This is a genomic window from Rhodobacter capsulatus (assembly GCF_005144475.1).
Classification (GTDB): Bacteria; Pseudomonadota; Alphaproteobacteria; order Rhodobacterales; family Rhodobacteraceae; genus Rhodobacter; species Rhodobacter capsulatus_C.
Window position 1 is genome coordinate 1 of record NZ_SWJZ01000050.1, and the last position, 24406, is coordinate 24406.

Sequence of the window (24406 nt, forward strand, 5' to 3'; positions counted from 1 at the left end):
CGGCTGGCCCGGGCGGCGCTGGCGCTGCCGCCGGGGCTGGGCGCGGTGCGGGTGCTGAACGACGGCCCGCCCGCGGCCGGGATCGCCGCGCTGATCGCGGCGCTTCAGCCCGACAGCGCATGAGCCGCCAGCAGATGAAACCGTCCCGTCTCATCCTCGCCAAACAGGCACAGCCGATCAAGCCAGCGCGGCTGTGCCAGATGCGGCGCGAAGAAATCCTGCGCCAGCGGCGCCAGCCGGTCGAGCGTTTCGGCGTCAAGATCGCCGGTCAGCGACATGTGAAAGCGGAATTCCTCGAAAACAAAGGGATAGCCGTAGGTGGCGAGCAGCTCGCGCTGTCGCGCGCTGAGATGCTCGGGGCGGCGGCGGGCGGTTTCCGCCGCGCTCAACGGCGCGCGGAAGGGCTCGAACCGGGTCACGATCTCGGCGGCGAGGCGGGTCAGCGCCGCGGGCTGGGGCTGCGGGCAGAGCGCGAGGAACCGGCCAAGCCGCGTCACCGCAAGGCCGGGCAGGGGCGCCGGGGCAAGCCGGGCGGCGGTCTCTGCGAGCGCGGCGTGCAGCGCCCCGGGCGTGGTTCCGGCGGCCAGCCGGAACGGCGCTTTCAGCGTGGCATGAAAGCCGTAGGCGCGCGGCGCCGCGGTGGCCGCGGCAAGCCCGGCGATGGCGGGCTGACCGACCGGGCGGCCGGTCGCGGCATCCCGGCCCAGCCAGCCCGACCCGGCCTGCCACAATCCCGCATCGGCGGGGGCGAAATAGAGTGCATGGCGTTTGATCATCATGGCCCCCCTGTCGCACCGAAGCGTCACCGCAATGTGACAATCGCCTGCCAAACCCCTGTTTGCAAACAAAACCCCCGGAGAAACGGATGACCGAGACGATTTTGGCCAATGCCATGCTTGTGCTGCCCGAGGGCGTGATGCCCGGGCATCTGGTGCTGCGCGACGGGCTGATCGCCGAGATCGGCGCGGGGCGCGCGGTGCCGAAAGGCGCGCTCGATTGCGACGGCGATCTGCTGGCGCCGGGGCTGATCGAGCTGCACACCGACAATCTGGAGCGCCATATCGAGCCGCGTCCGAAAGTGGCCTGGCCGCATGCCGATGCGATCATCGCCCATGATGCGGAACTGTGTTCGGTGGGCATCACCACGGTTTTCGACGCGCTGCGGGTGGGCTCGATCGGGGCGTCGGGGGGGCGTTCGGACTACCGCGAATATGCGCGCGCGCTGGCCGACGAGATCTTGCAGATGCGGGCGCGGGACGGGGTCCGGATCTCGCATTACCTGCATCTGCGCGCCGAGATCTGTTCGGAAACGCTGCTCGACGAGCTGGCGAAATTCGGCCCCGAAGATCGGGTGGGCATCGTCAGCCTGATGGATCACACCCCCGGCGCGCGGCAGTTTCGCGACCTCTCGAAGCTGCGCGATTATGTGCGCAAGAAACACGGGCTGAGCGAGGCGGAGTTTCTGACCCATGTCGAGCAGGAAAAGGCGCTGAAGGCGCGGCACGGCGCGGCGCATGAGGCGGGGGCGGTGGCCGCCGCGCGCCGTCTGGGCGCGGCGCTGGCCAGCCATGACGACACCACGCCCGAGCATGTCGCCGTCTCGCACGGCCATGGGGTGCGGTTTGCCGAGTTTCCGACCACCTTCGAGGCGGCGCAGGCCTGTCGCGATCATGGCATCGCGGTGATGATGGGGGCGCCGAACCTGATCCGCGGCGGCTCGCATTCGGGCAATGTCGCGGCGCAGGCGCTGGCCGAGGCGGATCTGCTGGACATCCTGTCGTCGGATTACGTGCCGGGGGCGCTTTTGTCGGCGGCGCTGCTTCTGGGCGACATCTGGGGGGATGTGGCGCGCGGGCTCTCCACGGTGACGGCGGCGCCGGCGCAGGCGGTGGGGCTGGCCGATCGCGGCCGGATCGCGCCGGGGCTGCGCGCCGATCTGATCCGGGCGCATCGGGTGGAGCGCACGGCGGCGCTGCGCGGGGTCTGGGTGCGCGGGCGCCGCGTCGGTTGAGAAAACGGGCGCCCCTTGGGGCGCCCGCTGCCTGTTCTGGCGCGGAGCGGCCTATTCCAGCTCGATCAGCAGGTCTTTCGCGTCGATCTGGCTGCCCGGGGTGACATGCAGCGCCTTCACCGTGGCCTCGCGCTCGGCATGCAGGCCGGTTTCCATCTTCATCGCCTCGATCGTCAGCATCAGATCGCCCGGACGCAGCTTTTGCCCCACGGTCACCGCCACCGCGGCGATCGAGCCCGGCATCGGCGCGCCGACATGGCCCGCATTCGCCGGATCGGCCTTCGGTTTCGCCTTGGTCGCGGCCTTGACCTGCCGGTTCGGCACCCGCACCGCGCGGGGCTGGCCGTTCAGTTCAAAGAACACCTTGGCATCGCCGGTCTCGTCGGTCTCGCCCACGGTCTGCAGCCGGATTTCCAGCGTCTTGCCGGGGTCGATCTCGGCGGTGATTTCCGAGCCGGGCGCCATGCCGTAGAAAAAGACCGGGGTGGGCAGGGTCCGCACCGGGCCATAGCTCCGATGCCGCCCCATGTAATCGAGGAAGACCTTGGGATACATCAGATAGCCCGCCAGATCCTCGTCATCGACGGCGCGGCCCTCCATGTCCGCCGAGAGCTTCGCCCGCACCGCTTCCAGATCGACCGGCGGCAGATGCTTGCCCGGCCGTTCCGTGCTGGCGGTCTCGCCCTTGAGCACCTTGGCCACGATCGCCTCGGGCCAGCCGCCGGGCGGTTGGCCAAGGTTGCCGCGCAGCATGTCCACCACCGAGTCGGGGAAGGCCATGTCCTTGGCCGGGTTCAGCACGTCGTCTTTCGTCAGGTTCTGCGCCACCATCATCAGCGCCATGTCGCCCACGACTTTCGACGACGGCGTGACCTTGACGATATCGCCGAAGATCTGGTTCGCATCGGCATAGGCCTGCGCCACCTCGTGCCAGCGTTCCTCAAGGCCAAGGCTGCGCGCCTGCGCCTTCAGGTTGGTGAACTGCCCGCCGGGCATTTCGTGCAGATAGACTTCCGAGGCCGGGGCTTCGAGACCGCTTTCAAAGGCGGCGTATTGATGCCGCACGCCTTCCCAGTAGTTCGACAGCGCGCGGATCGCGGCGATATCAAGGCCGGTGTCGCGCTCGGTATGGGCCATCGCCTCGACGATCGAGCCAAGGCAGGGCTGCGAGGTGCCCCCCGAGAACGCATCCATCGCCGCGTCGATCGCATCCACCCCGGCATCGGCCGCGGCCAGCACGGTGGCGCCCGCAATGCCGCTGGTGTCATGGGTGTGGAAGTGGATCGGCAGGCCGACTTCTTCCTTCAGCGCGGTGATCAGCGCCCGGGCGGCGGCGGGTTTCAAAAGCCCCGCCATGTCCTTGAGGCCCAGCACATGCGCCCCCGCGGCCTCCAGCTCCTTCGCCATGCCGACGTAATACTTCAGGTCGTATTTCGCCCGATCCGGGTTCAGGATGTCGCCGGTGTAGCAGATCGTGCCTTCGCAGATCTTGTTCGCTTCCACCACCGCATCCATCGCCACGCGCATGTTCTCGACCCAGTTCAGGCTGTCGAAGACGCGGAAGACATCGACGCCCGAACTCGCGGCCTGACGCACGAAGAACTGCACCACGTTGTCGGGGTAATTCGTGTAGCCGACCCCGTTCGAGGCGCGCAAAAGCATCTGCGTGAGAATATTGGGCATCCGGGTGCGGATGTCGCGCAGCCGCTGCCAGGGGCATTCCTGCAAGAAGCGGTAAGCCACGTCAAAGGTCGCGCCGCCCCAGCATTCGACCGAGAAGAGCCCGGGCAGGTTCGCCGCATAGACCGGCGCCGCCTTGATCATGTCGATCGAGCGCATCCGGGTCGCCAGAAGCGACTGATGGCCGTCGCGCATCGTCGTGTCGGTGATCAAAAGCTTCTTCTGATCGCGCATCCAGTCCGCCACCGCCTTCGGGCCGTCGCGGTCGAGCCTGTCGCGGGTGCCCGGCGTGACCGGGCCGCGCAGGGCGGGCAGGCGCGGCGGCTTCGCCTCGGCATGGGGTTTCGGACGGCCCGCGGTCTCGGGGTGACCGTTCACCGAGATGTCGGCGATATAGGTCAGGATCTTCGTCGCCCGGTCGCGGCGCTTCTTGAAGGCGAACAGATCCGGCGTCGTGTCGATGAACTTCGTCGTGTAGCTCATGTCGAGGAAGGTCGGATGCTTGAGCAGGTTGATGACGAAATCGATGTTCGTGCTGACGCCGCGGATGCGGAATTCGCGCAACGCCCGGTCCATCCGCTTGATCGTCTGATCCGGGGTCTGCGCCCAGGCGGTGACCTTCACCAGAAGCGAGTCGTAGTAACGGGTGATCACGCCGCCCGCATAGGCCGTGCCGCCATCCAGACGAATGCCCATGCCGGTGGCCGAGCGATAGGCGGTCAGACGGCCATAATCGGGGATGAAGTTGTTTTGCGGGTCCTCGGTCGTCACCCGGCATTGCAGCGCATGGCCATTAAGCTTGATGTCCGCCTGACAGGCGACCCCGGTCGCCTCGGCGAGGGTCGCGCCCTCGGCGATGCGGATCTGGCTTTGCACGATGTCGATGCCGGTGACCTGTTCGGTGACCGTATGTTCGACCTGCACGCGCGGATTGACCTCGATGAAGTAGAACTTCTGGCTGTCCATATCCATCAGGAATTCGACCGTGCCCGCGTTCTGATAGCCGACCGCATTGCCGATCTTCAGCGCCAGCGCGCAGACCTCGGCGCGTTGGGCTTCGGTCAGATAGGGGGCGGGGGCGCGTTCGACGACCTTCTGGTTGCGCCGCTGCACGGTGCAGTCACGCTCAAACAGGTGATAAAGCCCGCCGTGGCTGTCGCCAAGCAGCTGCACTTCCACATGCCGGGCGCGCAGGATCATCTTTTCCAGATAGCCCTCGCCATTGCCAAAGGCGGCCTCGGCCTCGCGCCGGCCCTCGCGCACCTTTTCAACCAGCTCGTCGGGGCCAAGGATCGGCCGCATGCCGCGCCCGCCGCCGCCCCAGCTGGCCTTGAGCATCAGCGGATAGCCGATCTCGGCCGCCTCGCGCTTGATCGCGTCGAAATCCTCGCCCAGAACCTCGGTCGCGGGAATGACCGGCACGCCCGCCGCCATCGCCACCTTGCGCGCCGAGGCCTTGTCGCCAAGCGCCCGCATCGTGGCCGCTTTCGGGCCGATGAAGGTGATGCCCGCCTTGTCGCAAGCCTCGACGAATTCGGGGTTTTCCGACAAAAGCCCATAGCCCGGGTGGATCGCGTCGGCGCCCGAATCCTGCGCCACGCGGATGATCTCGTCGATCGACAGATAGGCGCCGACGGGCGAAAGCCCCGCGCCGATGCGGTAGGCCTCGTCGGATTTGAACCGGTGCAGCGACAGCTTGTCTTCCTCGGCATAGACGGCGACGGTCTTCTTGCCGAGTTCGTTCGCAGCACGCAGCACGCGGATGGCAATCTCGCCGCGGTTTGCGACCAGAATCTTTTCGAACATGTGAGGTCTCCCCGAAAACGCAGCCCGCACAGCGGGAGGTCAGGGCGAAACCTAACGGCGCCGCAACGCGGCGCAAGGCAAAACTTGCGAAATCGGGCAAATTAACTGGCCAATTTCGCGATGTTTGCAAAGGGGCCTTACTTCCAGCAGGCGATCTGCACGGTGAAGCCCTGCGCGAGCGCCGAGATGTCCTCGGCCGCCAGCGTGCCCCCCGTTTCGGCCGCCAGCGGCGCAAAGCCCTGCGCCGTCAGAACCGGCACCAGCGCCGAGGTCTGCACCGCCACCGTCATCTCGGGCGGCAGCAGTTTCGCCGTCTCGCCGTCCCGCGGCAGGACCACGCCCAGAACCGCCCCCGCGCCATCCAGCACCGGGCCGCCGACATCGCCCGGCAGCGTCTTCACCGCCAGCCGCGCCCGCTCGGTCTCGCCCGCAAGGCCGGTCAGGTCCGAGAGCGTGCCGAAGCTGAGCACCGGCGCCGACAGCGCCTCGGGATAGGAAAACCCGGCCACCGCCAGCGCCGCGCCGCGCCCCGCGGTGACGGTCTCGAACCGCGCCACGGCGGGCGGGGCGAGGGGTTCGAGCGGCTGCAGAACGGCAATGCCAAGGCGGGGATCGGCAAAGGCGATCTTCGCGGGCGCATCCTCGATCGTGACCCGGCCGCAGCTGCCCAGCCCCTCGGCGGCGGTCAGCACCGTGCCTTGCGTATCGATGAACAGCCCCGAACGGGCAAATTCCGGGTGGCGCACGTCAAGCCCGGCGATCAGATCGGCGCGTCCGACCGCCATCGGCTGGCCCAAGGTCGGGTCGAGCGCGGTCTCGCCCAGCGGCGTGAAGCTGGCCTTCATCGCCGCCAGCACGCGGGCCATCCGCGGGGCGTCGGCGGCCGGATAGACCAGCGTGAAGCCCTTGATCAGGCCCTTGGAGAGCCGGACCTCGGTCACGGAATGGATCTGCGCATCCTCGCCCACCAGCGAAAAGCCGGATTTGTCGCGGCTGCGCGGGCCGGTCGTCGGCACGATTTCCAAAGACGCCATCGCGTCGTAAAGCCCGTAAAGCGTGTTCTGATCGCCCGGTTCGGAAATCAGCAGCACCCGCACGCCGGACGCATCCTTGGCGCGGTAATGCACGAAGGGCGGGTCGTAATGGTCGAACTCGATCAGCCCCAGCGGCAGGTCGATCCCGATCCCGGCCTTGGTTTCCTCGACCGGGGTGATGCCGAGCGCGGATTTCTCGGCCGTCACCGTATCCAGCAATTGCCGCAGCTCGGCCGATTTCAGCACGCCCGTCGGCTCGAAACCGTGGCTGTCCTGCCAGGCGGCGATCGAGGCGCGGGTGCCGCGTCCGAAAGCGCCATCGACGCCACCGGAATAGACCCCCACCCATTCAAGGGCGTCCTGAACGCGCATCCGCCCCTCGCGGCCCATCGCCTCCTCGGCGCGGCGCGCATCGGCCAGCGTCTCGACCGGCGGCGGCGCCGGTTCGGCCGCCGGTTCGGCGGTGGGTTCGGCGGCTGGAACCGGGGCGGGTTCTGCGGTGGGTTCGGCGGCGGCTTCGGGGGCAGGGGCGGCGCCGATGGTGGCCGCGGGCCAGAACTGCGCCCGGTACCGGCTGCCGTCGGCGACATAGCTGTCGGCCGGGATCGTGCCCGCGTTGCGCATCTGCCGCAGCGCCTCGGCGGCGATTTCGGGCGTGTCATAGGGACCAAGCGCCACGCCATACCAGCCGCCCGGCAGGGTGAAGCCCGCGGCATCGGGGAAGCTTGTCGCCAGATCGCGCAGCCGCGTCTGCGCCTGATCCAGCGTCGGCAGCGCCTCGATCTGCACCCAGGCGGTCTCCGCCGCCGCCAGACCGGGCGCCAGACTGGCCGCCAGACTGGCCCAGACCGTCAGCGTCATCCCCAGCACGCCCGCGCGTAGCGCCGACCGTTTCCCCGCCCCCATGCTGCCCCCTGCATTCTTTCCGTCACGGCTTTGGCGCAAACTAACAGGATGCGCGTCCGCGTCACCCCCCAATCGCCGCATTTTCCGCCCCGCAGGGCCGCATCCGGTTGACCCTGTGCCGCCCCTTGCCTAGAGAGGGGGCGTTTCGCTCTCAAGGTCGGTGACATGGAAAAACCTGCTGCGCCCCGTTCGTTTCAGGAGATCATCCTGCGGCTGATGACCTATTGGTCCTCGAAGGGCTGCGCGGTCCTGCAGCCCTATGACATGGAGGTCGGCGCGGGCACCTTCCACCCGGCCACCACCTTGCGCAGTCTGGGCAGCCAGCCCTGGGCCGCGGCCTATGTCCAGCCCTCGCGCCGCCCGACCGATGGCCGCTACGGCGAGAACCCGAACCGGCTGCAGCATTATTATCAATATCAGGTGCTGATCAAACCGAGCCCGCCGGATCTGCAGGCGCTGTATCTGGGTTCGCTCGAGGCGATCGGCATCGATCTGGGCCTGCATGACATCCGCTTTGTCGAGGATGACTGGGAAAGCCCGACCTTGGGCGCCTGGGGTCTGGGCTGGGAGGTCTGGTGCGACGGCATGGAAGTGTCGCAATTCACCTATTTCCAGCAGGTCGGCGGGCATGATTGCAAGCCGGTTTCGGGCGAGCTGACCTATGGGCTGGAACGTCTGGCGATGTATGTGCTGGGCATCGATCACGTGATGGACCTGCCCTTCAACGATCCCGCATCGCCGATCCCGCTGAAATATGGCGATATTTTCCGGCAGACCGAAGAGGAATATTCCCGCCACAATTTCGACGGCGCGAATACAGAGGTGCTCTTGCAACATTTCCTCGATGCCGAGGCGGAATGCGAACGGCTGCTCTCCTTCCCGGCCGAGGATCCGAATTCCGGCAAGCGCATCGTCATGGCGCATCCGGCCTATGACCAGTGCATCAAGGCCAGCCATCTGTTCAACCTGCTCGATGCGCGCGGCGTGATTTCGGTGACCGAGCGGCAGGCCTATATCGGCCGTGTCCGCGCGCTGGCGAAGAAATGCGCCGATGCCTTCGTCACCACCACCGCGGGCGGCTGGCGCCCGGAGGCGCAGGCGTGACACCGCTTCTGCCTGCCGCGACGGTGCTGGCGCTGGTGACGGGCGCGGTTCCTGCCGAGGTCGCGCTGACGGCGATCGAAACCGGCCAGCCCGAGCCGATCCTGACCGAGGACTGGCAGGCGGGGCCGGGGGCGCTGGGCTGTTTCCGCACGCCGCTGTCGCTCGCGTTGCTGACCGAGACCTTCGCGCTTTACGACGCCGCCGCGCCCCGGCCCGCACCGCAGGCGCCCGCCTGTTTCGACGCCGCGCGGATCGGCGCCGATCTGGCCGCGGGCACGGCGATAGCCTTCCTTGGCGCGCGCAACATCACCCCCGGCGTCGATCGCGTCGTCGCCGTCTATCCCGATGGCCGGGCCTATGTCTGGCAGCAACCGAATGACCTTGCGGGGAAAAACTGACATGCCCGAACTGCTGATCGAACTTTTCTCGGAAGAAATCCCGGCGCGCATGCAGGGCTTTGCCCGCGATACCCTGCGCAAGATGGTCACCGACGGTCTGGTCGAGGCCGGTCTGACCTATGGCCATGCGCAGGCGTTTTCGACGCCGCGCCGTCTGGTGCTGGTGCTGGACGGGCTGTCGACCGAAAGCCCGACTTTGCGCGAGGAACGCAAGGGCCCGGCCGTCACCGCGCCCGAGGCCGCGGTGCAGGGCTTTTTGCGCTCCACGGGCCTCACGCTTGAACAGCTCGAAAAGCGCGACGACAAGAAGGGCCAGGTCTGGTTTGCGGTGATCGAAAAGCCCGGCCGCGCCGCGCCCGAAATCGTCGCCGAGGTGCTGGAAAAGACGATCCGCAGCTTCCCCTGGCCGAAGTCGATGCGCTGGGGCAATGGCACGCTGAAATGGGTGCGCCCGCTGCATTCGATCCTGTGCCTTCTGTCCGATGACACCGGGGCTTCGGTGGTCGATCTGGACATCGACGGCATCCAGTCGGGCAATACCAGTGCCGGGCATCGCTTCATGGCGCCGGATCGCTTTGCCGTCACCGGCTTTGCCGATTACGCCGCGAAGCTGAAAGCCGCCAAGGTGGTGCTGGACTCGTCTGAGCGCGAGGCGATGATCTGGCACGACGCGACCCAGCTTGCCTTCGCACAGGGGCTGGAGCTGGTCGAGGACAAGGGCCTGTTGACCGAGGTGGCGGGGCTGGTCGAATTCCCCGTCGCGCTGATGGGGGCGATTGCGGAAGATTTCCTGCATCTGCCGCCCGAGGTGCTGCAAACCTCGATGCGGGAACATCAGAAGTTCTTCTCGGTGAAGAACCCGAAAACCGGCCGGATCGAGGGCTTTGTGACCGTGGCGAACCGCGAAACCGCGGATCACGGCGCGACGATCCTCAAGGGCAACCTCAAGGTGCTGTCGGCGCGTCTGTCGGACGCGCGTTTCTTCTGGGAACATGACCTGCGGGTGGTGAAGACCGAGGGGCTGCAGGGCATGGGTGGCGGGCTGGCGAATGTGACCTTCCACAACAAGCTCGGCTCGCAAAAGGCCCGGATCGACCGCATCGCCGCGCTGGCGCGCGAGATTGCGCCGCTTGTGAAGGCCGACCCCGATCAGGCGGAAAAAGCCGCGCTGGTGGTGAAATCCGATCTGCGCTCGGCCATGGTCGGCGAATTCCCGGAACTGCAGGGGCTGATGGGCAGCTATTACGCCCGTGCGCAGGGGCTTTCCGAGGAGATCGCCAGTGCCTGCAAGCGCCATTACTCGCCGCTGGGTCCGTCCGATGCCGTGCCGTCCGAGCCGGTGACGGTGGCGGTGGCCCTCGCGGATAAGATCGACACGCTGACGGGCTTCTGGGCCATCGACGAGAAACCCACGGGCTCGAAAGACCCCTTCGCGCTGCGCCGCGCCGCCTTGGGCGTGATCCGGCTGGTCCTAGGGAATGGGGTGAGATTGGGGCTGGGTGAGTTGATGTTGAAGCATTACCCAGTACCCTACCTTAATTACTTCATTGATCAGGGCCGTGTTTTCAAGCGGCTTGGCGATCCAAAGGATATGATCGGCGATTTCGTGCGATCGCATAAAGAGATTTACCCGACTGATGTATTTGCTGTCAGGAGAGGCGACGCGGAAATGGCGGGTGACGCGCAATCGCATTCTGCTTTTGCATCAGCTTTCAGTGTTCAGCTTGACCTCCTCTCCTTCTTCCACGACCGCCTCAAGGTCTTCCTGAAGGACGAGGGCATCCGTCACGATGTCATCGACGCCGTTCTCGCCATGCCCGGCAATGACGACCTGACGCTGGTGGTGAAACGGGCGGAAGCGCTGAGCGCCTTCCTCAAGACCGAAGATGGCACCAACCTCATTCAGGGCTTCAAGCGTGCCAACAACATCCTGACCCAGGCCGAGGCCAAGGATGGCGTCGAATATTCCTTCGGCGCCGATGTGAAATTCGCCGAGGTCGACGAGGAACGCGCCCTTTTCGCCGCGCTCGATGCCGCCGAAGCGGCGCTCGCCCCGGCGATGGCCGCGGAGGATTTCGCCGCGGCCATGGCCGAAATGGCGAAGCTGCGCGCGCCCATCGACGCCTTTTTCACCGCGGTGCAGATCAACGCCGAAAACCCGATCGTGCGGCGCAACCGGCTCAACCTGCTCTCGCGCATCCGGCAGATCTGCCAAAGCGTCGCCGATCTGACGAAACTCGACGGTTGAGCTTTATCTTGCCGCAAATATCCCCGCCGGAGGCTCCTCCGGCGGCCCCCCGCACGAAGGTCTGACGGTCGCGCCCCAAGGTCACGCTTGCGCCCGTCACAATTCGGCCTATCCTGCTGACGTCAGGGAATTGCCGCAATGCAGAAAATCGCCGACTTCTCCGAGTTCGTGAAACTCTCTCCCGCCGCGCCGGTGCAGGCCACCCGGCACGGTTGGCGGGCGAAATGTCTGCAACGGCTGATCCGGCTTGACCTGCCGGTGCCGACCACCGTCGCCCTGCCGGTCGAAACCGTGCGCGCCATCGCCGCCGGGCAGATGCCCGACACCGCCCGCATCGCCGCCGTTTTCGGCAATGATTTCCTTGTTTCGGTGCGGTCTTCCCCGGAAAACCCCGAATGGGGCGGGCCGGGCACGGTCTTGAATGTCGGCATGAACGACGCGATGCATGCGCGGCTCTCCGACAGCCACGGGCGCGAGGCCGCCGATGCGCTCTACCTGCGCTTCGTGCAAAGCTACGCCACCCATGTCGCGCGGCTTGATCCCGACATGTTCCACGCCGGCCCCGGCGAAGGCGCGCTGGCCGCCGCCCTGTCCGCCTATCACGCCGAAACCGACGAGCCCTTCCCGCAAGACCCCGCCCGGCAACTGGCCGAGGTGCTGCGCTCGATGGCGCGCGCCTGGGAGGGCACGACGGCGCGGCTGCTGCGTCAGGCCAAGGGGGCGCCGCCCGATGCGGTGCTGGGGCTTTTGGTGCAGCGCATGGCGCTGGGGATCGGGCCCGGCATTTCCGGTTCGGGCACGATGCAATTCGTCGACAGCGTGACCGGGGCGCCGCGGATCATGGGGCGGTTTCGCGGCCAGTCGCAGGGGCGCGCGCGCTCTGATGACACGCTGTTTCTGACCCGCGATCCGCGCGGGCTGTCGCTTGAGGAACTGGCGCCCGAGCTGTTCGCGGTGCTGTGCGGCTATGGCGCCAGCTGCCGGGCGCGGCTGCGCGAGGAGATGCAGCTGGAATTCGCCGTCGAGGGTGGGCGGATTTCGGTGATCGATGCGGTGCGGGTGGCGCGCTCGGCCCGGGCGACGGTGAAGATCGCGGTGGCGCTGGCCGAGAACGGGATCATCACCCGCGAAGATGCGCTGTTGCGGGTGGAACCGCGGGCGCTGACGGAACTTCTGCATTATCAAGTGGATCCGCGCGCGCCGCGCGACCGCTTTGCGCGTGGCATCGCGGCAAGTCCGGGCGCCGCCGTGGGCCGGATCGTCTTCACCGCTGCCGCCGCGCAGGCCAGTGCCGCCCGCGGCGAGCCCTGTATCCTCGTGCGGCGCGAAACCGGGCCCGAGGACATCCGCGGCATGCATGCGGCCGTCGCCGTCTTGACGGAACGCGGCGGCATGACCTCGCACGCCGCGGTGATCGCCCGCGGTCTCGGGCTGCCCTGCATCGTCGGCTGCACCGAGGTGCAGATCAATTCCCGCGACCGGTCCTTGCGCGGCCCGGACGGGCGGACCTTTCTGGAAGGCGAGCTGATCACGCTGGACGGCAGCAATGGCGAGGTTCTGGCGGGCACGGCGGAAATGCTGGAACCGGCGCTGGATGACGGGTTCCGCACGCTTTTGCGCTGGGCCGAGACGGTCTGCGACATCGGCATCCGGGCGAACGCCGACACGCCCGACGACGCCCGCACCGCGCGGATGTTCAACGCCGACGGCATCGGGCTGTGCCGGACCGAGCACATGTTCTTTGACGAAGACCGCCTGACGGTGATGCGCGAGATGATCTTTGCCGACACGCCGAATGACCGGCGGGTGGCGCTTGATCGTCTGCTGCCGATGCAACGCGCGGATTTCATCGCGCTTTTCGACATCATGGCGGGGCTGCCCGTCTGCATCCGGCTGTTCGACCCGCCGCTGCACGAATTCCTGCCGCATGACCGCGAGGGGATGCGCGAGCTGGCCGAGGCGCTCGACCGGCCGCTGTCCGAAGTCACCCGCCGGGTCGAGGCACTTTCGGAATTCAACCCGATGCTGGGGATGCGCGGCGTGCGGCTGGGCATCACGGTGCCGGAAATCTACGACATGCAGGCCCGCGCGATCTTTGAGGCGACGGTCGAGGCCAGCCGTCGCGGCGCCCCGGTGGTGCCCGAGGTGATGATCCCGCTGGTGTCCGCCGCGCGCGAGGTCGAGATCGTCAAGACCCGGATCGATGCCGTCGCCAGCGCCGTGCGCACCGAGATGAAGGCCGATTTTGCCTATCGTCTGGGGGTGATGGTGGAGACGCCGCGGGCCGCGCTGCGGGCGGGCGAGATCGCGCAACATGCGAATTTCCTGTCCTTCGGGACGAATGACCTGACGCAGATGACCTATGGCCTGTCGCGCGACGATGCGGGCCGGTTCATGTCGACCTATGTCAACCAGCATGTCTATGCCGAAGACCCGTTCCACATCCTGGACGTCGAAGGGGTGGGGGAATTGCTGCTGATGGGGGCGTCGCGGGGCAAGGCGGCGCGGCAGGATGTGACGATCTCGGTCTGCGGCGAACATGGCGGCAACCCCGAATCAATCGCCTTCTGCCGGGCCGCCGGATTCGATTACGTGTCCTGTTCACCTTTCAGGGTGCCGGTCGCCCGGTTGGCAGGCGCACATTTCGCGCTTCTGGCGCCACGGAATCGATTCTGACGCAAAATGTTGCGTGAATTTAGGGTTAACAGAACAAAAGCTCTGGCGTTTTCTTTGCGTTACCTTTAGTCGCATTCAGTAACCCGAGGGGTGAGTCGTGCCCCTCTCTTGCGCGGATTTCCGCCGCTTTCGCGGTGGAAATGGTCCGCGTGCTTTCGTGTGGTGGACAAATCCTGCCCGGCTGGGCTATGCCCGTGCCGTCGCGGCCCTGGGCCGGGGCGATTGTCCTTATCGAAAGAAGATCATGTCAGTGCTGAAAAGCTGGACGGGGGGGATGCTTATCCTCCTGGCCCTCGCCGGAGGCTCGCGTGCCGAAACGACGGTAAGCCAGTCGAACGATCCCACGGCGGTCGCCGAGCAGGGGCTGATGCAGCTTCTGTTTCAGGAACGGGTCGGTCTGCAGTCGGTTCCGCCCGACCGGGTCGCCGCCATCGCCGCCGCGCCGGTGCCGCGCAGCTGGCCGTGGCAGCGCGAAAAGACCGTGGTGGCCCCCACGGTGATCAACGCAAGCTGGCTGGCGCTGCAACCCCGCGCCCGCGGCGATGCGCAATTCGAATGTCTGGCCCAGACGATCTATCACGAGGCCCGCGGCGAGACCCTGCAAGGCCAGGTCGCGGTGGCCGAGGTGGTGCTGAACCGGCTCGACGATCCGCGGTTTCCGAAGACGATCTGCGGCGTGGTCGGGCAGGGCGGGCGTGGCGGCTGCGCCTTCAGCTGGACCTGTGACGGGCGCCCCGATCAGGCGGGCGACCGCGAGGCCTGGGATCAGGCGGCGAAAATCGCCCGGGCGATGATCGACGGCGCCCCGCGGCGGCTGACCGATGGCGCCACCTTTTTCCACACGATCGGCGTGCGCCCGACCTGGACGCGCAGCTATCAGCGCACCGCGCAGATCGGCGCGCACACGTTCTACCGGCGTCCGCTGCAGACCGCGGCGATCCAGTAAGGTCGCAACCGCGTGCGCGCATGACGTTTCGGGGTGGGCTTCGGTGTGCCCCGTTTCTATATCTGGGGGCGAAAGGTGGCCTTCATGCACTCCGACACGTCTCTTGCCTTTGCCCATCCCGAAGAGCGCGCGCTGGCCTCGGCGCCCGCCGATCCGCGCGACCGGATCAGCCTGCGCGACCATGTCGTGCTGGCCGATATCGGCGCCTTTCAGCAGGAACGCGGCCATGGCCAGCGGCTGAATTTCAACGTCGTGGTCGAGGTGACGCCGGAAACCGGACCGCTCGAAGACGATGTGGACCGGATCCTGTCTTATGACCGCATCACCGAGGCGATTGCCGCGGAACTTGCGGCCGAGCGGCTCAACCTTCTGGAAACGCTGGCCGAACGGGTGGCGGAGCGGATCCTGGCGCAGCCCCGCGCGATGCGGGTTTTCGTGCGGATCGAGAAGCTTGACCGTGGCCCCGGCGCGCTGGGGGTAGAGATCGTGCGCGCGCGCGCCGCGGTGCCGGTGACGGCGCTCGACGAGGATGCGACGCTGCATCCGGTCGTCGCCTATCTGTCGAATGATGTCATCGCGGCGCCGGATCTCTCGGCGCGGCTTGACCGGCTGGCGGCTTCGGGGGCGCCGGTGATTCTGGCGGTGGGGATGCCCGCGAACGCCCCGCCCGAGACCGGGCACCGGCCGACGCAGCGGCGCATCGATCTTCTGGCGATCGAGCAGAACGCCTGGGTGCTGGCGGCGCGCGATGTGCGCTGTGTCGTCGTCGCGACCCGGACCGAGATCGACTGGGCGATGCGGCGGGGCCAGATGCTGGTCTGGGCGCCCTCGAAGATCGTTCTGGACGCGGTCGATGGCCCGAAGGGCGCGGTGCGCGACACCGGCACGCTGATCCTGTGGCTGGCCGAGCAGATGGCCGCGACCCGGCTCGAACTTCACGGCGATGTTTCAGCCCCGGCGGGAAGTCGCGTGCCGGTTGTTGCGATCGACCGTTAAGCATCGCTTCACCTTGCCAAGCGGCGGCTCTTTCGCGAAGAGAGACGCATGAAGATCTATTATCGCCCGATTGCCCAGACCGATGCCGTCCGGCCCGAAGCGGCGCAGCCGCTGGCGGGGGGCTGGTGCTGGTTCACCCATGCCGAGGCGCTGACGCGGACCGGCTCGCAGGGGCTGGTTGCGGCCTCTGACATCCCGCCCGCGCTGCTGGAGCGCCTGACCGCGCCGCGCCCGGCCTTGGCCGGGGTGGGTTTTGAGCGCCCCTCGGTCATGGGCATCCTGAACGTGACGCCCGACAGTTTCTCCGACGGCGGCCGGTTCGACGCGCCCGAGGCGGCGCTCGCCCAGGCGCAGGCTTTGGCGGCCGCGGGGGCCGACATTCTGGATATCGGCGGCGAGTCGACCCGCCCCGGCGCCGCGGAAGTGGCTGTTGCGGCAGAGATTTCCCGCACCGCCCCGGTGATTGCCGCGCTGCGGGCGCAAGGCTTCGCGCTGCCCGTTTCCATCGATACCCGCAAGGCCCCGGTGGCTGCGGCCGCGGTGGCGGCGGGGGCGGGGCTGGTGAATGACGTCTCGGCGATGCTGTTCGATCCGGCGATGGCGGCGACGGTCGCGGGCTCGGACGCGGCTTTGTGCCTGATGCACGCGCAGGGCACGCCCACGACGATGCAGGCCGAGCCACGCTATGACGATGTTTTGCTGGATGTTTACGACCATCTGGAGGCGCGGTTGCTGGCCGCCGAGGCGGCGGGGATCGCCCGTGCCCGAGTGCTGCTGGATCCGGGCATCGGCTTTGGCAAGACCGTCGCGCATAATCTGACGCTGCTGCGCGGGCTGTCGCTGTTTCATGGTCTGGGCTGCCCGATCCTTTTGGGCGTCTCGCGCAAGCGCTTCATCGGCACCATCGCCGGGGTCGATCAGGCCGATGCCCGCGCGCCGGGCACGCTGGCGGTGACGCTGGCGGGGCTGACGCAGGGGGTGCAGATGCACCGGGTTCACGATGTCGCCGAGATCGCCCAGGGCATCCGGCTTTTTGATGCCATCACAAGGGGTTATACGCCATGACGCGGAAACTTTTCGGCACCGACGGGGTGCGCGGCGAAGCCAACTGCTGGCCGATGACGGCCGAGATGGCGCTGAAACTTGGCGCCGCGGCGGGGCGGTATTTCCGCCGCGACGGTCGCAACGGGCATCGGGTGGTGATCGGCAAGGACACCCGGCTCTCGGGCTACATGCTGGAAAACGCGCTGACCGCGGGGCTGACCTCGACGGGGATGAACGTGCTGCTGCTGGGTCCGGTGCCGACGCCGGCGGTGGGCTATCTGACCCGCTCGATGCGGGCGGATCTGGGGATCATGATCTCGGCCAGCCACAACCCGGCAAAGGACAATGGAATCAAGTTCTTCGGTCCCGATGGCTTCAAGCTGTCCGACGAGGCCGAACTGGAAATCGAGGCGCTTGTCGCGGGGGAAATCCGTCTGGCGCAGCCGATGAACATTGGCCGGGCGAAGCGGATCGACGACGGGCTTGGCCGCTATGTCGAATATGCCAAGACCACCTTTCCGGCGCGCGATCGGCTGGCCGGGCTGAAGGTGGTGATCGATTGCGCGAATGGCGCCGCCTACAAGGCCGCGCCGCAGGTGCTGTGGGAGCTGGGCTGCGAGGTGATCGAGGTCGGCACCAAGCCCAACGGTCTGAACATCAACGAGAAATGCGGCTCGACCCATACCCGCACCGCGGCCGAGGCGGTGGTGGCGCATGGCGCGGATCTGGGGATTTCGCTGGATGGCGACGCCGACCGGGTGATGATCCTCGACGAAAACGGCATGGTGGCCGATGGCGATCAGATCATGGCGCTGTTTGCCGCGCGTTGGGCCGAGGCCGGGCTTTTGCGCGGCGGCGCGCTGGTGGCCACGGTGATGTCGAACCTGGGTCTGGAACGTTTCCTGACCGGGCGGGGGCTGCAGCTGGAGCGCACGGCGGTGGGCGATCGCTACGTCGTCGAGCGGATGCGCGCGGGGGGCTTCAACCTGGGCGGCGAGCAATCGGGACATATCGTGATGACCGATTACGCCACCACCGGCGATGGTCTGATGGCCGGGCTGCAGTTTCTGGCCGCGATGGCCGAGACCGGAAAGCCCGCCTCGGAGCTGACGCGGCAATTCGAGACCGTGCCGCAGATGTTGAAAAACGTAAAGTTCAAGGCCGATCAGGCGCCGCTTGAGAACGAGAATGTTCGAAAAGTGATCGCGGATGCCGAAGGCCGGATCGCCGGTCAGGGCCGTATCCTGATCCGGAAATCGGGAACCGAGCCGCTGATCCGGGTGATGGCCGAATGCGAGGATGCCGGGCTTCTGGCCGAAACGGTCGAGGGGATCGTGGCGGCGGTGGAACAGGCCACCGCCTGAGGATCACAGCATGACGGCCGTGCCGAGCCCGGAAAGCGCCAGTCCGGCCGTCAGCAGCAGCCCCGCGATCGGATAGCCGCCGCGGGGGCCGATCCGCAAAAGCGCCTGCAACACGCCCAGCGTCCAAAGCCCGTAAAGCCCGGCGACAAGGCGGAAGAACGGCCGCAGGGCCCCGGGCGCCTGCGCGTAAAGCAAGCCCCCGATCAGCACCACGGCGGGCACGACAAACAGCATCACGCCAAACAGGCCAAGCCAGAATGTGTCGCCAAATCCAAGCCTTGCACTGACAAGATCGGCAAACCAGCCGGGTGTGAAGATCTTGGCGCGCTCGCGCGCCAGCGCCGCAAGCTGCTTTTCGTTCAATTCGCTCATCGGGCTCTCCTTTGTCCCGACCCTGACCGAAAAAGGGGCGCCCCGCAAGGCGCCCCCCGAACTCTGTCGCGCGGGTCAGTTGCGCGAGCGATCGACCATCTTGCCCTTGGCGATCCAGGGCATCATCGCGCGCAGCTTCGCGCCGACTTGCTCGATCTGATGCTCGTCGTTGATGCGACGGGTGGCCTTGAAGAACGGCTGGCCGACGGCGTTTTCCTGCATGAAATCCCGCACGAATTTGCCGGTCTGGATGTCGGTCAGCACGGCTTTCATCCGGGCTTTCGTCTCGTCATAGGGCAGGATGCGCGGGCCCGAAACGTATTCGCCATATTCGGCGGTGTTCGAGATCGAGTAGTTCATGTTCGCGATGCCGCCTTCGTAGATCAGGTCCACGATCAGCTTCACTTCGTGCAGGCATTCGAAATAGGCCATTTCCGGCTCGTAACCGGCTTCGACCAGGGTCTCGAAGCCCATGCGGATCAGCTCGACCAGACCACCACACAGAACCGCTTGTTCGCCGAACAGGTCGGTTTCGCATTCCTGACGGAAGTTGGTCTCGATGATGCCCGAGCGGCCGCCGCCGATGGCCGAGCAATAGGACAGCGCGATGTCCTGCGCCTTGCCGGTCGCGTCATTGTGGACGGCGAACAGGCAGGGCACGCCGCCGCCCTTGGTGTATTCGCCGCGCACGGTGTGGCCCGGGCCTTTCGGCGCCATCATGATCACGTCGATGCCCGGCTTCGGCTCGATCAGGCCGAAATGCACGTTCAGGCCGTGGGCAAAGGCGATCGCAGCACCCTCGCGCAGGTTGTCATGCACGTATTTCTTGTAGGTCTCGGCCTGCAGCTCGTCGGGCATGGTGAACATGATCACGTCGCACCAGGCGGCGGCTTCGGCGATCCCCATCACCTTCAGCCCTTCGCCTTCAGCTTTCTTCGCCGAGGGCGAGCCCTCGCGCAGCGCGACGACGACGTTTTTCGCCCCCGAATCGCGCAGGTTCAGCGCATGGGCGTGGCCTTGCGAGCCGTAGCCCAGAATGGCGACTTTCTTGTCCTTGATCAGGTTCACATCGCAATCGCGATCATAAAACACGCGCATGGCGTTCCTCCAGTTGTGATGGAGGCAGGATAGGGGATTTGCGGCGATTGCGCATTCAAACTTCATGGAATATGCATCAGATGAATAAAGATCATGCGTCACAGGGTGGAAAACGGAAAAAATCATGCAGGTGGATGATATCGACCGACGCATCCTGCGGCAGATGCAGGCCGACCCCGGGCTGGCGCGCGCTGCATTGGCCGAGCGGGCCGGGGTGACGGCCGCAAGTCTCTGGCGGCGGATCGAACGCATGCGCGAGGCGGGCATCATCCGCGCCGAGGAAGCGGTGATCGATTGGCGCAAACTGGGTTGGGAGATCGAGGTCTCGGTGCGCTTCACGCTGGACAAGACGCAGCCGGGGTTCTTCGACGAATTCCTCGACGCCGCACGGAAAGTGCCGGAAGTCACGGAAATCCAGACCTTTTTGGGGCAGGTCGATGTGCGGCTGAACGTCATCGCCCGCGACATGGCGCATTATCAGGAGATCTACCGCGAACGCATCCTGGCGCTGCCGCATATTGCCGACACCGATGCCTTGATGCTGATTTCGACGCTGAAGGACACGGCGGAGCTGCCGCTGTGATCGCGCTGGATGATCTCGACCGGGCGATTTTGCGGGCTTTGGCGCAGGACGCGACGCTGGGCGCGGGCGAGCTTGGCCGCCGCTTCGGGCTGTCGCAGCCTGCGGCCTGGCGGCGGGTGAAGCGGCTCGAGGAGGCCGGGGTGATTGCCGGGCGGCGGCTGGTGCTCGACCGGCAGGCGCTCGGCTTTGGCGTCACCGTGTTTCTGGGCATCAAGCTGGCCACCAAGGGCCGGATTTCGTTCGAGGATTTCGAGCGCGCCGTGCAGGCGATCCCCGAGGTGCAGGTGGTGCAGCACGTTCTTGGCCGCTTCGACTACCGGCTGCGGGTCGGGGCCCGCGACATCGCCGATTTCGAACGTGTGCTGCGCCGCCGGATCATGACCCTGCCCGGGGTCGGGCAGATCGAGGCGAATGTGATGCTGTCCGAGGAACGCCGTCCGGGGCCGCTGGGCTGATTATCGCGATGATGAATTTGCGGGCAAGGTGGCGCGGATTTGTGCGTCTCCGCGCTGGCCGCGATCTTGCTGCGCCCGCGTGCCTGCCCCGACATGGACGCGCGGCCGCGCCGGGCGTTTGCTGCGATCATGTTCGATTCTGCGACCACGCCCCGCTTTCAGCGCAGCCATGGCCATGCGGCCGTGGCCTTCGAAGGCGCGCGTCTGACAGGGCTTGCGCAGCGCGGCTCGGCCAAGGCGCTGCTGCCGCATGTCCGCGGCGTGCCGGAGGTGGTGTTTCTGAACACCTCGGGCGGGCTGACGGCGGGCGATACGCTGCAGTATGGGCTTGATCTGGACGGAGGCGCCAAGGTCGTGGCGACGACGCAGGCGGCCGAACGTGCTTATCGCGCCGAAGGCGACGCCGCCCGGGTGACGGTGGCGCATCGGGTGGGGCAGGGCGGTTGGCTTGACTGGCTGCCGCAGGAAACCATCCTGTTCGACCACGCGCGCCTGAGCCGCGAGACCACGGTGGATCTGGCCGAAGATGCCGGATGCCTTCTGCTCGAGGCGGTGGTCCTGGGCCGTGCCGCCATGGGCGAGACCGTGCAAGACCTGCACTTTTGCGACATTCGCAGGATCAACAAGGCGGGAAAATCAATCTTTCTGGAGCCATTCCTGCACAATTCGAACATTATCGCCAAGGGGCCGCGGGTCGCGCTGCTCGGGCCTGCGCGCGCTTTTGCAACGCTGGTTCTGTGCGCGCAGGGCGCCGAAGATGCGGTCGGCCCGGCCCGCGCCGCGCTGACCGTGCCCGGCGTTCAGGCTGCGGCCTCGGGCTTTGACGGCAAATGCGTGGTGCGCCTGCTGGCCGAGGACGGCTGGCCCTTGCGCAAACAGATCCTGCAACTGATGGGCGCATTGCGGCGGGGCGCGCCCCCGCCGCGCGTCTGGCAAACCTGAGGGGACAAGATGAACCTGAGCCCGCGTGAAAAGGAAAAGCTGCTCGTCAGCCTGGCCGCCATGGTGGCGCGCAACCGGCTGGCGCGGGGGGTGAAGCTGAACCACCCGGAAGCCATTGCGATCATTTCCGATTTCGTCGTCGAAGGGGCGCGCGAGGGGCGCACGGTCGCCGATCTGATGGAGGCGGGCGCCGAGGTCATCACCCGCGCGCAGTGCATGGAGGGGATCGCCGAGATGATCCATTCGATCCAGGTCGAGGCGACCTTCCCCGACGGCACCAAGCTTGTCACCGTCCACCACCCGATCCGCTGAGGTAAGCCCATGATTCCCAAGATGATTCCTGGTGAAATCTTCCCTGCTGATGGGGACATCGAGCTGAATGCCGGTGCCGTCGCGATCACGCTGATGGTCGCCAATACCGGTGATCGGCCGGTGCAGGTGGGCTCGCATTACCATTTTGCCGAAACGAACCCGGGGCTTGCCTTTGATCGCGCCGCTGCCCGTGGCTATCGCCTTGATATCGCAGCCGGAACCGCCGTCCGTTTCGAACCCGGCCAGAGCCGCGAAGTGCAGCTTGTGCCGTTTGCGGGTGCCCGCCGCGTCTTCGGCTTCAATGCCAAAGTGATGGGAGACCTCTGATGCCGCGTCTCATTTCCCGCGCCACCTATGCCGACATGTTCGGCCCGACGACCGGCGACAAGCTGCGTCTGGCCGATACCGATCTGATCATCGAGGTTGAACAAGACCTTACAACCTACGGAGAAGAGGTGAAATTCGGCGGCGGCAAGGTGATCCGCGACGGCATGGGGCAATCGCAAATCCCGCGGTCGGGCGGGGCGATGGACACCGTCATCACCAATGCGCTGATCGTCGATCACACCGGCATCTTCAAGGCGGATGTCGGTCTGCGCGACGGGCGCATTGCGGGGATCGGCAAGGCGGGCAACCCCGACACCCAGCCGGGGGTGACGCTGATCATCGGGCCCGGCACGGAAATCATTGCGGGCGAAGGAAAAATCCTGACCGCGGGTGGGATCGACACGCATATCCATTTCATCTGCCCGCAGCAGATCGAGGATGCCCTCGCCTCCGGCATCACCACGATGCTGGGGGGCGGCACCGGCCCGGCGCATGGCACGCTCGCCACCACCTGCACCCCGGGGCCCTGGCACATTTCGCGCATGCTGCAAAGCTTCGAGGCCTTCCCGATGAACCTCGCCCTTGCGGGCAAGGGCAACGCAAGCCTGCCCGAAGGCCTGGTCGAGCAGGTCAAGGCGGGCGCTTGCGCGTTGAAATTGCACGAGGATTGGGGCACGACCCCGGCCGCGATCGACTGCTGTCTGACGGTGGCGGACGACATGGACGTGCAGGTGATGATCCACACCGACACGCTGAATGAATCGGGCTTTGTCGAAAACACGCTGGCGGCCTTCAAGGGGCGCACGATCCATGCCTTCCACACCGAGGGGGCGGGGGGCGGGCATGCGCCCGACATCCTGAAAGTCGTTTCTTCCCAGAACGTTATCCCGTCTTCGACGAACCCGACGCGGCCCTATACGAAGAACACGGTCGAGGAACATCTCGACATGCTGATGGTCTGCCACCACCTTGACAACAAGGTGCCCGAGGACGTGGCCTTTGCCGAAAGCCGGATCCGCAAGGAGACGATCGCGGCCGAGGACATCTTGCACGACATCGGCGCGATGGCGGTGATTTCGTCCGACAGTCAGGCGATGGGGCGGGTGGGCGAAGTCATCATCCGGTGCTGGCAAACCGCTGACAAGATGCGCAAACAGCGCGGGCGGCTGGCCGAGGAGACGGGCGCGAACGACAATTTCCGGGTGCGCCGCTACATCGCGAAATACACGATCAACCCGGCGATCACGCATGGGCTGTCCGCGCATGTCGGCTCGGTCGAGGTCGGCAAACGCGCCGATCTGGTGCTCTGGCATCCGGCGTTTTTTGGCGCCAAGCCCGAGATGGTGCTGATGGGCGGGATGATCGTCGCGGCGCAGATGGGCGATCCGAACGGCTCGATCCCGGCGCAGCCCTTCTATACCCGGCCGATGTTCGGCGCCTTCGGCAAGGCGGTGTCGAACAGCGCCGTCACCTTCGTCTCGGCGGCCGCCGAGGCCGAAGGCGTGGCCGGGAAACTGGGCCTGTCGAAGCAGGTTCTGGCGGTCAAGGGCACGCGGACGATCGGCAAGGCCTCGATGCAGCTGAACACCGCGACGCCGCAGATCGAGGTGGACCCGGAAACCTATGAGGTGCGGGCCGATGGCGAGATCCTGACCTGCGAACCGGCGGAAACCCTGCCGCTGGCGCAGCGCTACTTCCTGTATTGATGCGTCAATGCGGTTGCTGACCGGCAAAAAGCCTTGCCTGCGGGGCGTTGCGCGGGGGGAGCGCCAGCCGATCGGCGCTTTCGGCCGGTTGGACGGGACCCTTGCGCGTGGCGCGCAACACGCGGGTCACCTTTTCGCGCGTATAGGCCGGATCAAGCCGGATCGCTTCGGGCAGAAGCCGCGGATCGAAGATACGCTGGCGGCTTGTCACCAGATCGACGGTGTGAAACCGGCCGATCTTCGGCATCTCCGCATCGCGCAACAAGATCTCGCGCAGCGCGCCCTCGCGGGCGCGCAGCCGGGCGATTTCGGCACGGATTTCGGCCACTTCATCGGCAGGGGGTTTGAGCTGCATCCGTTACTCCCGTTCCGGGTTTCGTCCTCGCCATGCTGCCAAG

The 24406-nt window shown here is 66.6% G+C and carries 21 protein-coding genes; 15 read left to right on the top strand and 6 right to left on the bottom strand.

Annotated features, from left to right (window positions below):
• Positions 1 to 104 precede the first annotated feature (104 nt).
• Positions 105 to 776: a DUF1045 domain-containing protein gene (locus tag FBT96_RS11950; protein ID WP_136906929.1), complete on the bottom strand. Its 672-nt coding sequence runs from the start codon at positions 774 to 776 to the stop codon at positions 105 to 107.
• 89 nt (positions 777 to 865) lie between these two features.
• Between FBT96_RS11950 and FBT96_RS11955 the strand changes: the two genes are divergently transcribed.
• The gene (locus tag FBT96_RS11955) at positions 866 to 2011 is read left to right on the top strand and encodes an alpha-D-ribose 1-methylphosphonate 5-triphosphate diphosphatase (protein WP_136906931.1); all 1146 of its coding nucleotides are present in this window, start codon (positions 866 to 868) and stop codon (positions 2009 to 2011) included.
• Between the two features lie 51 nt (positions 2012 to 2062).
• Here FBT96_RS11955 and FBT96_RS11960 read toward each other — a convergent pair whose 3' ends face one another.
• Complete coding sequence (locus FBT96_RS11960; protein ID WP_136906933.1) at positions 2063 to 5497, bottom strand: pyruvate carboxylase; 3435 nt, start codon at positions 5495 to 5497, stop codon at positions 2063 to 2065.
• 137 nt (positions 5498 to 5634) lie between these two features.
• Entirely contained in the window at positions 5635 to 7437 is a 1803-nt protein-coding gene (locus FBT96_RS11965) for a trypsin-like peptidase domain-containing protein (protein WP_169583409.1), read from the bottom strand.
• A gap of 165 nt (positions 7438 to 7602) precedes the next feature.
• On the opposite strand from FBT96_RS11965, the gene FBT96_RS11970 reads away from it, so the two are divergent.
• From FBT96_RS11970 to glmM, 8 genes are all read left to right on the top strand, one after another.
• Complete coding sequence (locus FBT96_RS11970; protein WP_136906937.1) at positions 7603 to 8541, top strand: glycine--tRNA ligase subunit alpha; 939 nt, start codon at positions 7603 to 7605, stop codon at positions 8539 to 8541.
• Positions 8538 to 8939, top strand: a complete 402-nt coding sequence (locus FBT96_RS11975) for a DUF6446 family protein (protein ID WP_136906939.1) — start codon at positions 8538 to 8540, stop codon at positions 8937 to 8939. Before FBT96_RS11970 ends, FBT96_RS11975 begins: the two co-directional genes overlap by 4 nt.
• A 1-nt stretch (position 8940) precedes the next feature.
• Positions 8941 to 11187, top strand: coding sequence for a glycine--tRNA ligase subunit beta (glyS, locus tag FBT96_RS11980; protein WP_136906941.1), 2247 nt, complete (start codon positions 8941 to 8943; stop codon positions 11185 to 11187).
• Between the two features lie 138 nt (positions 11188 to 11325).
• Positions 11326 to 13863, top strand: a complete 2538-nt coding sequence (locus FBT96_RS11985) for a putative PEP-binding protein (protein WP_136906943.1) — start codon at positions 11326 to 11328, stop codon at positions 13861 to 13863.
• Positions 13864 to 14107: 244 nt separating this feature from the next.
• Positions 14108 to 14809 carry a cell wall hydrolase gene (locus FBT96_RS11990; protein WP_136906945.1) on the top strand — a complete coding sequence of 234 codons (702 nt, stop codon included), beginning with the start codon at positions 14108 to 14110 and terminating at the stop codon, positions 14807 to 14809.
• A gap of 84 nt (positions 14810 to 14893) precedes the next feature.
• Positions 14894 to 15805, top strand: a complete 912-nt coding sequence (locus tag FBT96_RS11995; RefSeq protein ID WP_136906947.1) for a dihydroneopterin aldolase — start codon at positions 14894 to 14896, stop codon at positions 15803 to 15805.
• 48 nt (positions 15806 to 15853) lie between these two features.
• The gene (gene folP, locus FBT96_RS12000; RefSeq protein ID WP_136906949.1) at positions 15854 to 16870 is read left to right on the top strand and encodes a dihydropteroate synthase; all 1017 of its coding nucleotides are present in this window, start codon (positions 15854 to 15856) and stop codon (positions 16868 to 16870) included.
• A complete protein-coding gene (gene glmM, locus FBT96_RS12005) occupies positions 16867 to 18213 on the top strand; it encodes a phosphoglucosamine mutase (RefSeq protein ID WP_136906950.1) in 1347 nt (448 codons plus the stop codon). The genes folP and glmM overlap by 4 nt, the downstream gene beginning before the upstream one ends.
• Positions 18214 to 18216: 3 nt before the next feature.
• On the opposite strand, the gene FBT96_RS12010 is transcribed toward glmM, so the two are convergent.
• Positions 18217 to 18585, bottom strand: a complete 369-nt coding sequence (locus FBT96_RS12010; RefSeq protein ID WP_136906952.1) for a hypothetical protein — start codon at positions 18583 to 18585, stop codon at positions 18217 to 18219.
• A gap of 75 nt (positions 18586 to 18660) precedes the next feature.
• Complete coding sequence (gene ilvC, locus FBT96_RS12015) at positions 18661 to 19683, bottom strand: ketol-acid reductoisomerase (RefSeq protein WP_013066950.1); 1023 nt, start codon at positions 19681 to 19683, stop codon at positions 18661 to 18663.
• A gap of 124 nt (positions 19684 to 19807) precedes the next feature.
• On the opposite strand from ilvC, the gene FBT96_RS12020 reads away from it, so the two are divergent.
• From FBT96_RS12020 to ureC, 6 genes are all read left to right on the top strand, one after another.
• Complete coding sequence (locus FBT96_RS12020; protein ID WP_136906954.1) at positions 19808 to 20266, top strand: Lrp/AsnC family transcriptional regulator; 459 nt, start codon at positions 19808 to 19810, stop codon at positions 20264 to 20266.
• Positions 20263 to 20721, top strand: coding sequence for an Lrp/AsnC family transcriptional regulator (locus FBT96_RS12025; protein ID WP_136906956.1), 459 nt, complete (start codon positions 20263 to 20265; stop codon positions 20719 to 20721). The genes FBT96_RS12020 and FBT96_RS12025 overlap by 4 nt, the downstream gene beginning before the upstream one ends.
• 129 nt (positions 20722 to 20850) lie before the next feature.
• Complete coding sequence (locus FBT96_RS12030; protein ID WP_136906958.1) at positions 20851 to 21663, top strand: urease accessory protein UreD; 813 nt, start codon at positions 20851 to 20853, stop codon at positions 21661 to 21663.
• A gap of 9 nt (positions 21664 to 21672) precedes the next feature.
• Positions 21673 to 21975 carry an urease subunit gamma gene (locus FBT96_RS12035; protein WP_136906960.1) on the top strand — a complete coding sequence of 101 codons (303 nt, stop codon included), beginning with the start codon at positions 21673 to 21675 and terminating at the stop codon, positions 21973 to 21975.
• Positions 21976 to 21996: 21 nt separating this feature from the next.
• The gene (locus FBT96_RS12040; protein ID WP_136907137.1) at positions 21997 to 22302 is read left to right on the top strand and encodes an urease subunit beta; all 306 of its coding nucleotides are present in this window, start codon (positions 21997 to 21999) and stop codon (positions 22300 to 22302) included.
• Entirely contained in the window at positions 22302 to 24008 is a 1707-nt protein-coding gene (ureC, locus tag FBT96_RS12045; protein ID WP_136906962.1) for an urease subunit alpha, read from the top strand. Before FBT96_RS12040 ends, ureC begins: the two co-directional genes overlap by 1 nt.
• Before the next feature lie 4 nt (positions 24009 to 24012).
• On the opposite strand, the gene FBT96_RS12050 is transcribed toward ureC, so the two are convergent.
• On the bottom strand, positions 24013 to 24363 hold the full coding sequence (locus tag FBT96_RS12050; protein ID WP_136906964.1) for a hypothetical protein: 351 nt from the start codon (positions 24361 to 24363) through the stop codon (positions 24013 to 24015).
• Positions 24364 to 24406 lie beyond the last annotated feature (43 nt).

Coding starts and splice junctions, on each gene's coding strand:
- ilvC (WP_013066950.1), bottom strand. CDS start 19,683: ATGCGCGTGTTTTATGATCGCGATTGCGATGTGAACCTGATCAAGGAC.
- glmM (WP_136906950.1), top strand. CDS start 16,867: ATGACGCGGAAACTTTTCGGCACCGACGGGGTGCGCGGCGAAGCCAAC.
- glyS (WP_136906941.1), top strand. CDS start 8,941: ATGCCCGAACTGCTGATCGAACTTTTCTCGGAAGAAATCCCGGCGCGC.
- FBT96_RS12040 (WP_136907137.1), top strand. CDS start 21,997: ATGATTCCTGGTGAAATCTTCCCTGCTGATGGGGACATCGAGCTGAAT.
- FBT96_RS11950 (WP_136906929.1), bottom strand. CDS start 776: ATGATCAAACGCCATGCACTCTATTTCGCCCCCGCCGATGCGGGATTG.
- FBT96_RS11995 (WP_136906947.1), top strand. CDS start 14,894: ATGCACTCCGACACGTCTCTTGCCTTTGCCCATCCCGAAGAGCGCGCG.
- FBT96_RS11985 (WP_136906943.1), top strand. CDS start 11,326: ATGCAGAAAATCGCCGACTTCTCCGAGTTCGTGAAACTCTCTCCCGCC.
- FBT96_RS12050 (WP_136906964.1), bottom strand. CDS start 24,363: ATGCAGCTCAAACCCCCTGCCGATGAAGTGGCCGAAATCCGTGCCGAA.
- folP (WP_136906949.1), top strand. CDS start 15,854: ATGAAGATCTATTATCGCCCGATTGCCCAGACCGATGCCGTCCGGCCC.
- FBT96_RS11990 (WP_136906945.1), top strand. CDS start 14,108: ATGTCAGTGCTGAAAAGCTGGACGGGGGGGATGCTTATCCTCCTGGCC.
- FBT96_RS12020 (WP_136906954.1), top strand. CDS start 19,808: ATGCAGGTGGATGATATCGACCGACGCATCCTGCGGCAGATGCAGGCC.
- ureC (WP_136906962.1), top strand. CDS start 22,302: ATGCCGCGTCTCATTTCCCGCGCCACCTATGCCGACATGTTCGGCCCG.
- FBT96_RS11970 (WP_136906937.1), top strand. CDS start 7,603: ATGGAAAAACCTGCTGCGCCCCGTTCGTTTCAGGAGATCATCCTGCGG.
- FBT96_RS12035 (WP_136906960.1), top strand. CDS start 21,673: ATGAACCTGAGCCCGCGTGAAAAGGAAAAGCTGCTCGTCAGCCTGGCC.
- FBT96_RS11965 (WP_169583409.1), bottom strand. CDS start 7,437: ATGGGGGCGGGGAAACGGTCGGCGCTACGCGCGGGCGTGCTGGGGATG.
- FBT96_RS11960 (WP_136906933.1), bottom strand. CDS start 5,497: ATGTTCGAAAAGATTCTGGTCGCAAACCGCGGCGAGATTGCCATCCGC.
- FBT96_RS11955 (WP_136906931.1), top strand. CDS start 866: ATGACCGAGACGATTTTGGCCAATGCCATGCTTGTGCTGCCCGAGGGC.
- FBT96_RS12010 (WP_136906952.1), bottom strand. CDS start 18,585: ATGAGCGAATTGAACGAAAAGCAGCTTGCGGCGCTGGCGCGCGAGCGC.
- FBT96_RS12030 (WP_136906958.1), top strand. CDS start 20,851: ATGTTCGATTCTGCGACCACGCCCCGCTTTCAGCGCAGCCATGGCCAT.